The sequence below is a fragment of the Exiguobacterium marinum DSM 16307 genome (genome assembly GCF_000620845.1).
Taxonomy (GTDB): Bacteria; Bacillota; Bacilli; order Exiguobacteriales; family Exiguobacteriaceae; genus Exiguobacterium; species Exiguobacterium marinum.
On the sequence record NZ_KK211189.1, the window covers coordinates 2,372,763 to 2,387,494 of the forward strand.

Sequence of the window (14,732 nt, forward strand, 5' to 3'; positions counted from 1 at the left end):
TTTCACTCCTTTATCACGGCATCGATATAGATTTCTGGATTGACGAGCGGCTCGATTGCTTGCGTGATGTACGGATGGATGGCTTCTGCCCCGAATCCGTAACCGACCGCAATGACGAGCAGCAAGAAGGCAGGGACAATTAAACGTTTCGTATATGGGACGAGCGGTCCATCATACTCACGCTTCGCCTCTCCCCAAAATCCGTTCAAGAAGATCTTCATGACCGAATAGAGGACAAAGAGACTCGATAAGAGGACGAGCAACGGACCGAACAACTGTCCTTCATCCATTCCACCTGATACAATTAATAGTTTCCCGAAGAATCCACTGAGTGGCGGGATTCCCGCGAGCGAGAGAGCTGCGACGAAGAACGTCCATCCGAACAGCGGGAAACGGGTGATGAGCCCTCCCATATCACGGAGTTGACCAGATTTGGTGATGCCAATCATCATCCCGACGAGCATGAAGAGAACCGCCTTGATGATCATATCGTGAATCAAATAGTAAAGCGACCCTTCAAGAGACGTTTGCGTATTGACCGAGATTCCGTACAAAATGACCCCGACCGCGATCATAATGTTGTAGATGATGATCAACTTCACATCGTTATAGGCGATTGCGCCTGTCATCCCGATGAAGATCGTGAGGACAGCGAGCACCATAAGGAACGTCTGTAAAAACTCACCGTTCCCATCAAAGAGTAACGTATACGTCCGTAAAATCGAGTACACCCCTACTTTTGTCAAGAGTGCCCCGAACATCGCGAGAATCGGGGTCGGTGCGACCACATATGCTCCCGGGAGCCAGTAATGAAGTGGGACAAGTGCCCCTTTCATCCCGAAGACGATGACGAAGAGTACACCGATGACGGTGATGACATCCGGATTATCGACGAGCGGGATCTTCATCGCCAAGTCCGCCAAGTTGAGCGTGCCCGTCACGCCATAAAGCAAGGCGACCGACATGACGAAGAGCGCCGAGGCGATGATGTTCACGAGCAAGTACTTGATCGACTCCCGTAACTGGACACCACGTCCACCGAGTACGATCAACACGTATGAAGACATCAAGAAGACTTCAAAGAAGACGAACAAGTTAAAAATATCACCCGTTGTAAAGGCACCGTTCACCCCGACGAGCAAGAACAACATCGCGATGTACAAGTAGTTCCCTTCATACGAATCTGAAAAATAATGGACGGCGAACCATACGACAAATAGTGTGAGTAGTGTCGACGTCGTCACGAGTAGGGCTGACAGCATATCCGATACGAGACTGATCCCGAAAGGTGCTTGCCAGTTCCCGAGGTTGAGGGTTTGAATTCCCTCAACGGAGACCGTGTGTACGAGAAAGAGTGACACGATCGAAGTAATGACTAAAGCTCCAAGAGCCATCCCGCGCTGCAGTTGGACCCGTTTTGGCATGAACATCATAATGATGGCCGCAAGCGCAGGAATGACGATTGGAAAGACCGGTAAGTTAATCATACGATTCTGTTCCTTTCATTTCTTCCATATTGTCCGTGCTGAGCTCCTGGTATGTGCGGTATGCAAGTACGAGGAAGAACGCCGTTACACCGAAACTGATAACAATCGCCGTCAAGACGAGCGCTTGTGGTAACGGATCCGTAAATTCAGTCACGCCGTCCACAAGGACAGGGGCATCCCCTGTCTTCAAACCTGCCGTCGTCAAGACGAGCAAGTGTGCCGCGTGGCTAAATAGTGCCGTGCCGATGATGATGCGCAACAAACTTCTTGAGAGAACAAGATAGACCGCACACATCGTCAGAACACCGATGATGATGCTAACGAAGATTTCCATTATTCACTCTCTCCAATCGTTTGAATGATCGTCATGGTGACACCGATGACAACGAGATAGACCCCTAAATCGAACGCAATCGCCGTATGGAGTGTCTGCTCACCGAGAAGTGGCAAATCAAACTTTCCGTAGGCGTGCGTTAAGAACGGACGATCAAAGAAAATTGAGTGAAGACCTGTCGCGAGCGCAATCAATAACCCCGTCGCTGTCATGAGACGATAGTCGATTGGGAGCACGTTCGCGAGCGTCTTCGAATCAAATGCAAGTAGCAGTAAGACGAGTGCCGCGGATGTCATCAACCCACCGATGAAGCCTCCACCTGGTGAATAGTGACCGGCAAAGAACAAATCGATTGAGAAGATGACGATGATGAAGAAGATGATAATCGCAGCCGTCTGCAAAATGACATCATTGACGGGTTTGCTGTTTTGCTTCATGTGCACCTTCTCCTTTCGTACGTCGTGATGTTCTAAATTTAATCATCGTGTAAATTCCGAGTGCCGCAAGTCCGAGAACGACGATTTCAAACAAGGTATCAAATCCACGGAAGTCGACGAGGACGACGTTAACCATGTTCTTCCCTGCTGCGAGCTCATATACGTTCTCTTTATAAAATTCCGAGATCGACGTGAGCGATTTATTCGTGAGCGCCATGAAACTGAGAAGCGTCACGGTCGTTCCTACAAGAATGGCCACGATGGCATTCCCTACTTTGAAGCGCATGCGTACTTCCTTCTTGCTGATCTCTGGCATGTGATAGAAGACGAGCAAGAACAGTGCCACAGAGACCGTCTCGATGACGAGCTGGGTGAGCGCCAAGTCAGGTGCACCGAAGAAGACGAAGAAAAGGGCTACGCCGTAACCAACGACTCCAAGTAAGATGATGGACGGGAGACGCGACTTCATGAATAGAATCGCGAGCGCACCGAGCATGACAACAACTCCGAGAACATATTCATACGGCGCAATCTCAGCCAAGTTCTCGAATGAGAACTTATACATATCGAACCACCAAATGCTAAAGAGCATCATTCCTGAAAGGAAGACGAAAATATAAATCAAATACGACCGGATGAAACCAGTCATATAGTTGTCTTTAAAGCGATACGCTGCCTTATTCGACCAAACGAGCGTACCATCGTACACTCCGTTAAGCGTCAAACGGTGTGGGATGCGATTGTAAATCCCCATCCATTTGCCCATCTGCCAAAACAGTAAGGAACCGAGGAGGACGACCCCGATAGTCATATATAGTTCAGGCGTGAGTCCGTGCCAGAAGTAGATGTGGACATCGACTTCCTGGCCTTGTGCGACGAGTGTCGGATAAATCGACTCGACGGCTGGCTTAATGAGCGAGTTCGACAACACGTTCGGGAAGAACCCGAGACCGACAACGAGAAGCGCTAGGATGACCGGCGAAATCAACATGCCGATTGGTGCCTCATGCGGTTGTTTCGGTAACTGATCGAACTTCGCTTTGCCCATGAACGTCCGTGCGAACAGCATGATGCTGTAAATGAACGTAAACACACTACCGATGAAGGCAATGATTGGGAGTAAAATCCCGATCGTATCGAGCGCAAAGAAGTCGGCTGAGAAGACTTTCGTCGTCGCCTTCAAGAACATCTCTTTACTCAAGAAGCCGTTAAATGGCGGAAGACCTGCCATCGACAACGAACCGATGATGGCAATCGTGAACGTGATCGGCATGACGGTCATCAGACCACCGAGTTTTCGAATATCACGCGTGCCCGTCTCATGGTCGACAATCCCAGCCATCATGAAGAGCGAACCTTTGAACGTCGCGTGGTTAATCAAATGGAAGATAGCGGCGATTGTCGCTACCATAAAGATATTGTCATCCATTCCGTCATAATGAAGGGCAGCTGCCCCGAGACCAAGAAGTGACATGATCAATCCAAGCTGACTGACCGTAGAGAACGCCAAGATCCCCTTCAGGTCGGTCTGCTTAACAGCGTTGAACGACCCCCAGAACATCGTGAACATCCCGACCCCTGCAATCGTCCATAGCCATACTGATGACTCCTGAAACACCGGACTCATACGGGCCACAAGATAGAGACCCGCCTTGACCATCGTTGCTGAGTGGAGGTACGCACTGACCGGAGTCGGTGCCTCCATCGCATCAGGTAACCAAATGTGGAACGGGAACTGCGCAGATTTCGTGAAGGCCCCGAGCAAGATGAGAATCATCGCAACAAGGAAGAACGGACTCTCGGCGATGACACCTGAGTTCGCGACCATGTCACGAATGCTGTACGAGCCGATCATCGACTCGAGTAAGACAATCCCCCCGAGCATCGATAATCCACCGAATACAGTGAGAAGCATTGATTTTTGAGCACCGTAACGAGAACGCTCTTTTTCATACCAGTATCCGATCAACAGAAACGATGAAATCGATGTGAGTTCCCAGAACATATACATGACAATCATGTTGTCCGAAAGAACGACCCCGAGCATGGCGCTCATGAACATCAAGAGATACACATAAAAATGTCCTAACGATTCCTTATCCTTATTCAAATAATAAATTGAATAGAGGACGACGAGCGCCCCGATCCCCGTAATGAGGAGGGCGAATAACAGACTGAGTCCGTCGACGTATGCCGTGAAGTTAATCCCGAGAGACGGCATCCACGAAATCGTCGCTGTCACGACGTCCCCTGCACTCGTAATCGGAATGAATCCGGCGAAGTAGGTGACGAGGACGACCGGAACGATCAGGACGAACCAACCTGTATGAATTTGCTTCATCCCCCGAAACAAAAACGGGATGAACGGTGCCGCGAGGAGCGGCAACAAAATAGCTAAATGTAACACCGACAAGAAAATTCCTCCTTCGAACAGAGTCGTACACTTAATAGAGCCGTAAAGTAAGGTCACTTGACTCCATCATGTCTTCCTCATGAGTATAGCGTAAATTTTCAGTCTGTTTCCATGATAAAAGCTTCCAGTTCAAACGCTTCCTAGTTATTTTTTTCTGTCTGTTAAATATGAAGGAAGCCGACGGAAATCTTATAAAAAAAATTAGAAATCAGACGTTATGTATCGGAAAATGACCCGAGTGATACCCTACGGAATAACTCATTCTATTCCCTACTTGCCTGTTCTTTTCCTTCTTTTACAGTCGACAAAACAAAAAAGCAGCCGATAAACCATCGGCTGCTACGCAATTATTGTGCTGTCGCGATAAACTCTTTCAATGCTTCTTTCGGTTGGAAGCCCATTGTTTTAGAAACAGGCTGACCGTCTTTAAACATCATGAGTGTTGGAATGCTTTGAATTTGGAAAGCACCCGCGACTTCAGGATTTTCGTCTACGTCGAGTTTCACGATTTGGACTTGGTCACTCATTTCTTGATCAAGTTCTTCAAGAACTGGCGCGATCATGCGACATGGTCCACACCAAGTTGCCCAAAAATCAACGAGGACTACGCCCTCTTTAACATCTTGTTCAAACGATTGAGTCGTTGCGTGTTTAATAGCCATTTATAAAAACCTCCCCAATAAGATGAGAGAGTCCTGATTTAGAACTCTCATGCAATTCATGTTCAGAGTATACCACGGAGGGTAACAACCCCAAAACGTTTTGCTTATTAGCTATTGACGAGGTGTTTGCGGAATTCTTCCGTCAACATCGGAACGACATCGAACAAGTCACCGACGATTCCATAATCCGCTACGCTGAAGATGTTCGCTTCTGGGTCTTTGTTGATGGCCACGATCACTTTCGCGTTACTCATCCCTGCCAAGTGTTGAATCGCTCCAGAGATCCCGCATGCGATATAAAGATCCGGTGTGACGACTTTACCTGTCTGTCCGATTTGAAGCGCGTAATCGCAGTAGTCGGCGTCACATGCTCCACGTGAAGCACCGACAGCTCCTCCGAGCAGTTCGGCCAACTCTTCAAGCGGTTTGAATCCATCTTCGCTCTTTACACCACGTCCGCCTGCGACGATGACTTTTGCTTCCGCCAAGTCGACTTTTCCTGTCGCCTTACGAACGACTTCTTTGACGATCATCGCGAGGTCTTTCAATTCAACTGCTGGCGTTTCAACGGAGACGCTTGCACCTGCTTGACGAGGAAGCGCATCGATGTTGTTTGGGCGGATTGTGAAGAACATGACCGAATCTTTGAACTTCACTTTCTCGAACGCCTTCCCTGAGTAGATTGGGCGAACGAATTCTGCATCGCGACCTGTTCCTTCAATGGAAACAACGTCACTGATGAGTCCGGCATCGAGACGTGCTGCAAGTTTCGGTGCAATGTCTTTCCCTAGAGCCGTGTGTCCAAGAACAATCATTTCCGGTTTTTCTTGCTCGATCAACTGACGGAGCACCTGTCCATAACCGTCTGGCGTATAGTGTTTGAGACGCTCGTCTTCGACGACGAGGACGCGGCTTGCGCCATGTTCTCCAAGTTCTTGGGCGAGTGATTGCACGTGATCCCCAATCACGACTGCCGTCACATCGTCTGTTAATTGTTTCGCCGCAGCGATGGCTTCAAATGATACGTTACGTAACGCGCCTTCACGCGCTTCTGCGAGTACTAAAGCTTTCATCTATGATCTCCCCCTTAAATGACTTTCGCTTCCGTGCGAAGAAGTTGTACGAGCTCATTCACTTGTGTCGACAAATCGCCTTCAAGGATGCGCCCGGCTTTCTTCTCCTCTGGTAAGAATCGTTCGATCGTCTCGATTTTCGCCTCGATTTCATCCTCATCGAGTTCGATGTCCATGAGTTCGAGTTCTTCGAGCGGCTTTTTCTTCGCCTTCATGATTCCTGGCAAGCTCGGGTAACGTGGCTCGTTCAATCCTTGTTGTGCCGTCACGAGGAGTGGGAGTGCGACTTCGATGACTTCCGTGTCCCCTTCCACATCGCGTGTGACCGTTGCCGTCGTACCATCGATTTCAAGACCGGTGATCGTCGTCACGTAGTTCATGTCGAGAAGTTCAGCGACACGCGGTGCGACTTGTCCGCTACCACCGTCGATTGCGACATTTCCTGCGAAGATGAGGTCTGCGTCTTGTTCTTTCAAATACGTCGCAATGACTTTTGAAATCGTGACGTGGTCCGCATCCTCGACATCGTCCTCGATCGAGATGCGAACGGCTTTGTCCGCCCCCATCGCGAGCGCTGTACGAAGTTCCTTATCTGCATCTTCTGGTCCTACCGTGATGACCGTGACCTCTCCCCCGAGTGCGTCACGTTTTTGAATCGCTTCTTCGACTGCATATTCGTCATACGGGTTGATGATGAACTCAGCACCGTCTTCTTGAATTTCCCCATTCTCGAGCTGAATCGCTTCCTCTGTATCAAACGTACGTTTCAGCAAAACAAAAATATTCATGGTTGATCCCCCTTTAGTCAATTCTTCCCATCATTCATGAATCAGCATTCATTTTTTGAGCTAGTGATAGGGCTCACTGTTAAGTAAGCCCCTTTTTTAACATATGGTGCACGTTCGGAAGTGTCGACAATAGATCGTACTTGAAGCCACTCGCCATCCAGCTCGTCACAACCTCATCGATTGTGCCGAAAATCATTTGACGGGCGAGTCGATAGTCTAAATCGGTGTCGAACTCTCCTGTCTCGATTCCATGTTTGACGACAGAATCAATTAAATTCAAGTACGGTTTGAGCACTTCTCCAATTTTTTGGCGAAGTACTAGGTTCGATTGTCTCAGTTCGATTTGTGTCACGACAGCGAGGTCGTAATCGGCCGACAGTTGCTTTAAATGAGATTCAATCAACTGATATAGCTTATTACTAGCTGTCGCCTCATTCTCGATTTGTTGCTTCGAGTAGTCGATGAACAGCCCCATCTTCGTTTGGAACAACTCGATCAAGAGATGCTCCTTGTTTTTGAAGTACAAGTAAATTGTACCGTCCGCGACACCCGCCTCTTTGGCGATGGCTGTCACCTTTGCACCGTGATAGCCATGATTTGCAATCACTTTGACCGCCGCATCAATGATTCGGTCACTTTTTGAAATGTTATTTGTCATAAACCCCAAGCTCCTTACCGCTGCAGAAAAAATGAATGATGGTTCATTCATTTATTATTTTATCATGCATACGCTTGGTGTCAACTGCTTTGTTTCACTTGCTTCGCCTTCTCTTCGTCGACGAGAACGCGACGTAAAATTTTACCGACGAACGTCTTCGGCAACTCATCACGGAACTCATACAACTTCGGTACTTTATAGGCTGCTAGCTTTTCACGACAATGTTTGTCGAACTCTTCTTCCGTCACGTTTGTGTTGTCACGGAGGACGATGAACGCCTTGACGGTCTCACCACGATACGGGTCAGGGACACCGATACAGACCGCTTCCTTGACGGCCGGATGTTCGTAGAGCACTTCTTCGATTTCACGCGGATAGACGTTGAAGCCACCTGCGATAATCATGTCTTTCTTCCGATCGACGATATAGAAGAACCCGTCCTCACCCATATATCCGAGGTCTCCGGTCGCGAGCCAGCCATCCTTCAAAACGGCTGCTGTCTCCTCCGGCTTCTGCCAGTATCCTTTCATGACCTGCGGACCACTCAGCATGATCTCCCCAATCTCACCAATGTCCGCCTCGGTCTCTCCGTCCGCTTTTACTATTTTAGCAGAAGTATCTGATAGCGGGGCACCGATTGAGCCGACGATGCGTTTATCCCATAAGAAGTTCGCATGTGTGACTGGAGACGTCTCAGACAATCCGTATCCTTCAACAATACGACCTCCTGTGATTTTCTCAAACTCTTCTTGCACCTCAATCGGAAGTGGTGCCGAGCCAGAGATACATGCTTCGATCGAAGACAAGTCGTACTTCTTCAATTTCGGGTCGTTCAGAATCCCAACATACATCGTCGGCGCACCTGGGAAGAAGTGTGGTTTCTTTTTCTGAATCGTCTTCAGGACATCCGTTACTTCAAAACGCGGCACGAGCACGAGCTCATAGCCGTTCGTGACACCGAAGTTTAGACAACACGACATCCCGTAGACGTGGAAGAACGGTACGACACAAAGTACGCGCTTCTCATCCCCACGATTATACTTATAGAATAAGTTCGTGATTTGATCCGCGTTCGCCGTCAAATTGAAGTGGGTCAACATGACGCCTTTCGGAAGACCGGTCGTTCCGCCTGTATATTGGAGAACAGCGACATCTTCTTTCGGATCGATTTCGAGCGGTGTGATTGGGTTAAAGTCTTTATAATCTTTGAACGGCGTCGATCCGGTCGTATCGATGACGATATTGTTCTCACGTTTCACTTTGATCGGATACAGTTTGTTTTTCGGGAATGGTAGGTAGTCAGCGATACTCGTTGTAATTACGGTTTGAATCTCCGTCTTCTCACTGACCCGAAGCGTTTTCGGATATAACAGGTCGAGGGTGATGACGATTTTGACGCCCGCATCTGTGACGAGGTTATCGAGCTCACGTTCCGTGTAGAGCGGATTCGTCTGAACGACCGTCCCACCTGCATAGAGCACGGCATAGAACGAGATCACATATTGAGGACAGTTCGGGAGCATGAGGCTGACACGGTCCCCTTTTTCCAAACCTTTCGCTTGGAGCATCGTGCCAAGTCGACGTGCGGCGTCATCAATCTCAGCGAACGTCCACTCTTTCCCGATAAAGGAAACGGCCGTACGATCCGGATAATCCTTTGCTGCGCGAGACAATGCCTCATAGAGTGGCTTTACCTCGTAATCAATCGACTGGGGCATACCTTCTGGATAATCTTGTAACCACGGTTTGTTCATCGCTGTTCCTCCTTGGAAATGAATACTCATTCAGTCAACTCCATTATAATGCTAAGAAAACGCTTTCATCTACCCTTTACCCGATAATTTTCAGAATATATCAAAAAAAGCGATCGGATTTATCATCCAATCGCTGTCATACCCGCCTGAAATAGGAATCTGTCGCATCCAGTTTTTCAAGCTTTTGATTCATGAGCTGCTGTAATTCTTTTTCATAATGAATGTTCGAAAAATCTGTTCCGAACCAAGCCTCCATCTCTGGTCGGGAAAAGGCATACGTCCGGTTCGGGAAGGCGAAACGGACGATCTCTGCGTTCGGAATGAGCGTGAAATATGCAGCCGCATTCCGAATCGCCAGACGCTCTTGCTCCGCCCGCTCCATTCCAGGATCTTCATAACGGACGGTCAACCCATAAGGACGCTTCTTCGTCTGCAGTTCGACGGATCGATAACACTCATGTAGCGGTAAGCTTCCGGCAATACCGACGACGGCGGCATTGTCCCCGACTTTCGAACCTCTAAATTCAAAGGCGTTCGGTTCCGGATTCGCGCAACCTGATAATGAGATGACGAGTACGAGCAACAGACAGAAGCGTTTCATAGATATCCCTCCTTACGATTTTAGCTTCAAGTTGAAGCGGTAGAGCAAGCGTTTGGCGAGTAAGTGCGCTAGGAATGCCGCAATCACAAAGCCAATCACATACAAAAACATGTTTTGCGGATATGAGATGACCGAGAACAATACGCCACCTAACATCGCGAAGCAAATGACGATGACGATATGGATGAGCCACAACCAGTTCGAGAACATGAAGAAGCGTCCGTTGTTCTCTTGAGGTGCTTCCTTGAACATCCACAATCCAAGACCGAATGTGAGCGCGATATTCGCAATCGCAAGGATGGGGGCATACGTGATAAAGTCATTCCACACCGATTGATCAGTATACACTGAATACATATCGACGTTGAAAATATTGTTCAGTGGTGACAAAATTCGCATCGGGATACTCTCAAACGCCTCATCAAAGAACGAGAAGAGTCGATCTGGGAAGAAGGCGTATAGTGATCCTTGGACGAGTAGTAAAATCCCCATCGGAAAGACGAGCGCGACAAATGTCCAGATGACTTGTGAGATGGACTCTCCTCCAAACGACCCCATCCATAATGCGAGTGAGAAGAACGAAATCCCAGAGAGCATCAAGAATAAGATCATCGCGATTACTTTGAACTCTTTTCCTTCCATCAAGAAGTAATAGTCGGAGAATCGGATGATGAGGAACATCAATGTTCCACCAATCAAGCTCGATGTCACGATTCCCGTCACCCCAAGCACCCATTTCGATATGTATAGCTGGGTACGCGTGTAAGGTAGCGACATCGTGAAATCCGACATTTGGCTGTTGCGTTCACTTCCAATCAACACGGATGCCATGAGGGCACCGAAGATGACAAATAAGAAAATGACACCGCCTGACGGAATGAGTCCGTTAAGACCTCCAAGAAAACCATATCCAGATCCGTCTCCGAAGAAGTCCTCCGCCACCATCTCGTTCACATCACCTGTCACGATATCTGGGAAGTCGCTCGGGTTTTGTTTAATTTCAAGAATCTGTTGTTCGTACGCATTCATATCTGTCCACACCGGCACCGTGAAGGCAACGACTCCTAAGAAGACGAGCAAAATCCAAAGAAGCGACACTTGTTTCCAATCTTTCTTCAACAACACTTTAGACGGCATGAGCTTCTCCTCCTAACTGGATACGGAAGACGTCCTCGAGAGACATCGGGATCTCTTCGATGAGCATCGGATTGTATGAATCGACGAACGCCTCGAGCTCTTCCGTCCGTTCTTTCGCCATGAACAGCACGACTCGTCCTGTCACGCTGATGATTTCGATATCTTTTCGTTCGAGCAACTCGACCGGGACATGGTCGTTGAAGACGACTTGCCACTTGATACTGAGGGCACGCGCCTCTTCGAGCGACATGATTGCTTTGACACGTCCGCTCTCGATCATGATGATGCGGTCGGCGATTCGTTCAAGTTCATGTAACTGGTGACTCGAAACGATAATCGAACAGTTCCGTCTCTCGACTTGGGCGATCATCAGTTTCAATACGTCTGACTTGGCGACGACGTCTAAACCGTCCGTCGGTTCGTCCAAAAGATAGTATTTCGCTTGGACGGCGAAGGCAAGCGATAACGTGACGAGCGCCTTTTGTCCTTTTGAAAGTTGGCGAATTTTTTTGTTATCGATGTTGTAACGCGTCAATGTCTCACGGAATGCGGAACGATTGAACGATGGATAGATTGACTCATACAAGTCCGTCGCCTCGTTCACTGTGTAATGTTTGAGCGCATCTGCAGAATCCGGCACGAAGATGACGTCCCGTTTCAATCCCGCGTCCTTAAAGATACTTTTCGTTCCATATAACACGTCTCCCATATCTGGACGGATGATTCCGACCATCGTTCGGAGAAGCGTCGTCTTGCCGGCACCGTTACGCCCGACTAGCGCAATGATCTCTCCTGATTCGACGGTAAAGTCGATGCCGTCAAGTATCGTCTGACGGTCAATTTGTTTAGTTAACTGTTCAACTTTCAGCATTGGCTTCCCCTACTTTCTCATATTCGGTCCGCAATACGTCGATGGCTTCGTCTAACGGCACATTCGCATAATGGCAATCAATCGCAATCTTTTTGATTGATGCGATGACCGGCTCGCGTGCCGCATCATCGTCTACCCAGTCTTCGGAGACGAACGTCCCGCGCCCACGTCGCATCTCGAGTAGCCCGAGTCGCTCTAACTCCTGGTACGCCTTACTGACCGTATTCGGATTGATGACGAGGTCGGTGGCGAGTTCGCGCACGGACATCACCTTGTCTCCCGGTCGTAAAATCCCCCGGATAACGAGTTCTTTCGTTTGATTGACGATTTGTTCGTATAGCGGTTCTGAACTTTTCATATCGATTTTGTATAGCATGGGTCACACCCTCTCCTAGTCAATGGTACTCTTTAAGTGTATTATATGTATTAGTACACGTAATTGCAATAGTATCTCGAGGGCACTTTCAGTTTACAGTGAAATGGAAATGATTTGAATAAGTCTTTAGACCGAGGTCCCACCCCGTCTTATCGGGTATATTGGTGGAGAGGTGACGAAATGAAAAAAAAACGAATCGTGGCAGGCATTGTCGGCGGAGTTCTCGCTGGCGGCTTCTTCGTGTATACGACGCTTGAAAAATCAGAAGCGCAGGAGGCGTACAGCACATACGTAAAAGAGACGTACAATGAACAACCCGATATCGAGCTGTCACGCGACTGGCACATGGGCGGGTATACCGGAGAAATGACTTTGACGAAGGAACCGTTCGCTGGCACTTATTATCTTGTAACGTATGGGAACGGCTCCATCCACGATAATGTGCTCGAAACGTATTGGGAACGTGAGGCGGAACGAACGATTCACGAGCGGCTCGTGTCAGAGGGAATCTTAAAGGAGGAAGAGACCGTCCGTGCGGAGGTGCCGCTCGGTGTGTCCGATGATACGCAAACGAAAGTGAACCCGACCCCGACGTCCATCTATGAAACGAATCCGAAGACGTATCTCGACGTCTCAATCATGTTTCATGAAGACTGGAACAATACCGACGAACAGAAACAACGGATCCTCGACGTCATGCGTGAAGTGGAATCCGACGTTTATTGGATCCATTTTTCGTTCGATGGGAAGCCTGGAGGAAATGACGATTACACAGAACGGTACATGATGTTCACGCGCAAAGCGTCTGACATCGACCCGTCTTTCCTCGCCGTGCGGACGATTGAAGATTTGAACGCCTATGACCGTCTATACGGATTCGATGAGACGACGTTCATGACAGAATATCGATTTGATGGCACCCCCATCGAAGACGAGACGACACGGTGAATTTGAGTGTCGTCTTTTTTGAGCGTTTGACTTTACAGGTATTCCAAAACGTTGTATCGTTTGACAAGTCAACGATTGATAAGTCAATTGAGAAAGGTGGGACGCAATGGACCTACGTGAAATCAGCCGATTACTTTACCAAATCAAGTTGGCGGAACAAAACGTCGCATCGTCGTTCGAACGGGAGACAGGATTCAGCCTGACCCGCTACGAGATGCTACAAGTCGTCAAAGAACGAGGCGTTTGTTCGCAACGCGTGATTAAAGAAGAGATGAAAATCGACAATGCCGCAATCACCCGACATTTGAAAATCCTTGAAGAGAAAGGATATGTCGTCAGAGAGCGGAACGCGGAGAACCATCGCGAGATGTTCGTCCGTGTGACAGAGAAAGCAGAGCAAGATCTAGGTCACTGTGAGCGAGACGAACGGGCCAACCACCTCGTCTTACAAGCCTTGTCCGATGAAGAGATTCACCACTTATCCGGGTTGCTTCAAAAATTGAACAGCCACGCCTAAACAGAGAAAGAAGGAATTCACCAATGGCAACTACATTCGAAAACAACACATTTACAGATATCATGTTCGACCGTAAATCAATCCGTGTCTATGATGAGAACGTTAAAATCTCACAAGAAGAGATGCTCGAAATGATTCAGGAAGCAACAACGGCTCCATCATCGGTCAACATGCAACCATGGCGCTTCGTCGTCGTCGAGAGCCCAGAAGCGAAAGAAACGCTCAAGCCGCTCATCCGTTTCAACACACGCCAAAACGATACGTCGTCAGCGATGCTCCTCATCTTCGGAGACATGGAGTGCTACGAGTATGGCGAACAAATCTACGATCAAGCGGTCGCAGCAGGCAAAATGCCACAAGAAGTTCGTGATCAACAGCTCGGCGCGATCATCCCATACTACAAAAACCTCTCGAAACAAGAGATGAACGACATCGTGAAGATTGACGCGAGTCTCGCAGCGATGCAATTCATGCTCACAGCCCGTGCACACGGCTATGACACGAACCCAATCGGTGGTTTCGAGAAAGACCAGCTCGCAGAAGCGTTCGGTCTCGACAAAGATCGTTACGTACCAGTCATGATCTTATCTGTCGGGAAAGCGGCAGAAGAAGGTTACAAATCAGTTCGTCTTGACGCTCAAACCGTTACATCGTTCAAATAATTCACTAAACAATC

The 14,732-nt window shown here is 48.5% G+C and carries 16 protein-coding genes; 3 read left to right on the forward strand and 13 right to left on the reverse strand.

The window, feature by feature from the left end:
• Positions 1-2 precede the first annotated feature (2 nt).
• The 13 genes from P400_RS0112555 to P400_RS0112615 all read right to left on the reverse strand — a co-directional run bounded on the left by P400_RS0112555 (position 3) and on the right by P400_RS0112615 (position 12,591).
• On the reverse strand, positions 3-1,487 hold the full coding sequence (locus tag P400_RS0112555; protein ID WP_026826532.1) for a Na+/H+ antiporter subunit D: 1,485 nt from the start codon (positions 1,485-1,487) through the stop codon (positions 3-5).
• Positions 1,480-1,821, reverse strand: a complete 342-nt coding sequence (locus P400_RS0112560) for a Na(+)/H(+) antiporter subunit C (protein WP_026826533.1) — start codon at positions 1,819-1,821, stop codon at positions 1,480-1,482. Before P400_RS0112560 ends, P400_RS0112555 begins: the two co-directional genes overlap by 8 nt.
• Complete coding sequence (locus tag P400_RS0112565; protein ID WP_026826534.1) at positions 1,821-2,258, reverse strand: Na(+)/H(+) antiporter subunit B; 438 nt, start codon at positions 2,256-2,258, stop codon at positions 1,821-1,823. The genes P400_RS0112560 and P400_RS0112565 overlap by 1 nt, the downstream gene beginning before the upstream one ends.
• The gene (locus P400_RS0112570) at positions 2,230-4,671 is read right to left on the reverse strand and encodes a Na+/H+ antiporter subunit A (protein WP_026826535.1); all 2,442 of its coding nucleotides are present in this window, start codon (positions 4,669-4,671) and stop codon (positions 2,230-2,232) included. The genes P400_RS0112565 and P400_RS0112570 overlap by 29 nt, the downstream gene beginning before the upstream one ends.
• Positions 4,672-5,018: 347 nt before the next feature.
• Positions 5,019-5,333 carry a thioredoxin gene (trxA, locus tag P400_RS0112575; RefSeq protein WP_026826536.1) on the reverse strand — a complete coding sequence of 105 codons (315 nt, stop codon included), beginning with the start codon at positions 5,331-5,333 and terminating at the stop codon, positions 5,019-5,021.
• 107 nt (positions 5,334-5,440) lie between these two features.
• Positions 5,441-6,406, reverse strand: a complete 966-nt coding sequence (locus P400_RS0112580) for an electron transfer flavoprotein subunit alpha/FixB family protein (protein ID WP_026826537.1) — start codon at positions 6,404-6,406, stop codon at positions 5,441-5,443.
• A 14-nt stretch (positions 6,407-6,420) separates the two neighbouring features.
• A complete protein-coding gene (locus P400_RS0112585) occupies positions 6,421-7,194 on the reverse strand; it encodes an electron transfer flavoprotein subunit beta/FixA family protein (RefSeq protein WP_026826538.1) in 774 nt (257 codons plus the stop codon).
• A 79-nt stretch (positions 7,195-7,273) separates the two neighbouring features.
• Positions 7,274-7,852 carry a TetR/AcrR family transcriptional regulator gene (locus P400_RS0112590; RefSeq protein ID WP_026826539.1) on the reverse strand — a complete coding sequence of 193 codons (579 nt, stop codon included), beginning with the start codon at positions 7,850-7,852 and terminating at the stop codon, positions 7,274-7,276.
• An 80-nt stretch (positions 7,853-7,932) separates the two neighbouring features.
• Positions 7,933-9,606, reverse strand: a complete 1,674-nt coding sequence (locus tag P400_RS0112595) for an AMP-binding protein (protein WP_026826540.1) — start codon at positions 9,604-9,606, stop codon at positions 7,933-7,935.
• Between the two features lie 136 nt (positions 9,607-9,742).
• Positions 9,743-10,207, reverse strand: a complete 465-nt coding sequence (locus P400_RS0112600; protein ID WP_026826541.1) for a DUF4825 domain-containing protein — start codon at positions 10,205-10,207, stop codon at positions 9,743-9,745.
• Between the two features lie 12 nt (positions 10,208-10,219).
• Entirely contained in the window at positions 10,220-11,344 is a 1,125-nt protein-coding gene (locus P400_RS0112605) for an ABC transporter permease subunit (protein WP_026826542.1), read from the reverse strand.
• Complete coding sequence (locus P400_RS0112610) at positions 11,334-12,215, reverse strand: ABC transporter ATP-binding protein (protein ID WP_026826543.1); 882 nt, start codon at positions 12,213-12,215, stop codon at positions 11,334-11,336. Before P400_RS0112610 ends, P400_RS0112605 begins: the two co-directional genes overlap by 11 nt.
• Positions 12,202-12,591 carry a GntR family transcriptional regulator gene (locus P400_RS0112615; RefSeq protein ID WP_026826544.1) on the reverse strand — a complete coding sequence of 130 codons (390 nt, stop codon included), beginning with the start codon at positions 12,589-12,591 and terminating at the stop codon, positions 12,202-12,204. Before P400_RS0112615 ends, P400_RS0112610 begins: the two co-directional genes overlap by 14 nt.
• Before the next feature lie 180 nt (positions 12,592-12,771).
• On the opposite strand from P400_RS0112615, the gene P400_RS0112620 reads away from it, so the two are divergent.
• From P400_RS0112620 to P400_RS0112630, 3 genes are all read left to right on the forward strand, one after another.
• Complete coding sequence (locus P400_RS0112620; protein WP_026826545.1) at positions 12,772-13,539, forward strand: hypothetical protein; 768 nt, start codon at positions 12,772-12,774, stop codon at positions 13,537-13,539.
• Between the two features lie 106 nt (positions 13,540-13,645).
• Positions 13,646-14,056 carry a MarR family winged helix-turn-helix transcriptional regulator gene (locus P400_RS0112625; protein ID WP_026826546.1) on the forward strand — a complete coding sequence of 137 codons (411 nt, stop codon included), beginning with the start codon at positions 13,646-13,648 and terminating at the stop codon, positions 14,054-14,056.
• Between the two features lie 23 nt (positions 14,057-14,079).
• Positions 14,080-14,718 carry a nitroreductase family protein gene (locus tag P400_RS0112630; RefSeq protein ID WP_026826547.1) on the forward strand — a complete coding sequence of 213 codons (639 nt, stop codon included), beginning with the start codon at positions 14,080-14,082 and terminating at the stop codon, positions 14,716-14,718.
• Positions 14,719-14,732 lie beyond the last annotated feature (14 nt).

Bases quoted from the DNA above. Each gene is read 5' to 3' on its own strand.
- P400_RS0112600 (WP_026826541.1), bottom strand. From the start codon at position 10,207: ATGAAACGCTTCTGTCTGTTGCTCGTACTCGTCATCTCATTATCAGGT.
- trxA (WP_026826536.1), bottom strand. From the start codon at position 5,333: ATGGCTATTAAACACGCAACGACTCAATCGTTTGAACAAGATGTTAAA.
- P400_RS0112630 (WP_026826547.1), top strand. From the start codon at position 14,080: ATGGCAACTACATTCGAAAACAACACATTTACAGATATCATGTTCGAC.
- P400_RS0112605 (WP_026826542.1), bottom strand. From the start codon at position 11,344: ATGCCGTCTAAAGTGTTGTTGAAGAAAGATTGGAAACAAGTGTCGCTT.
- P400_RS0112625 (WP_026826546.1), top strand. From the start codon at position 13,646: ATGGACCTACGTGAAATCAGCCGATTACTTTACCAAATCAAGTTGGCG.
- P400_RS0112615 (WP_026826544.1), bottom strand. From the start codon at position 12,591: ATGCTATACAAAATCGATATGAAAAGTTCAGAACCGCTATACGAACAA.
- P400_RS0112580 (WP_026826537.1), bottom strand. From the start codon at position 6,406: ATGAAAGCTTTAGTACTCGCAGAAGCGCGTGAAGGCGCGTTACGTAAC.
- P400_RS0112585 (WP_026826538.1), bottom strand. From the start codon at position 7,194: ATGAATATTTTTGTTTTGCTGAAACGTACGTTTGATACAGAGGAAGCG.
- P400_RS0112610 (WP_026826543.1), bottom strand. From the start codon at position 12,215: ATGCTGAAAGTTGAACAGTTAACTAAACAAATTGACCGTCAGACGATA.
- P400_RS0112565 (WP_026826534.1), bottom strand. From the start codon at position 2,258: ATGAAGCAAAACAGCAAACCCGTCAATGATGTCATTTTGCAGACGGCT.
- P400_RS0112620 (WP_026826545.1), top strand. From the start codon at position 12,772: ATGAAAAAAAAACGAATCGTGGCAGGCATTGTCGGCGGAGTTCTCGCT.
- P400_RS0112595 (WP_026826540.1), bottom strand. From the start codon at position 9,606: ATGAACAAACCGTGGTTACAAGATTATCCAGAAGGTATGCCCCAGTCG.
- P400_RS0112555 (WP_026826532.1), bottom strand. From the start codon at position 1,487: ATGATTAACTTACCGGTCTTTCCAATCGTCATTCCTGCGCTTGCGGCC.
- P400_RS0112590 (WP_026826539.1), bottom strand. From the start codon at position 7,852: ATGACAAATAACATTTCAAAAAGTGACCGAATCATTGATGCGGCGGTC.
- P400_RS0112560 (WP_026826533.1), bottom strand. From the start codon at position 1,821: ATGGAAATCTTCGTTAGCATCATCATCGGTGTTCTGACGATGTGTGCG.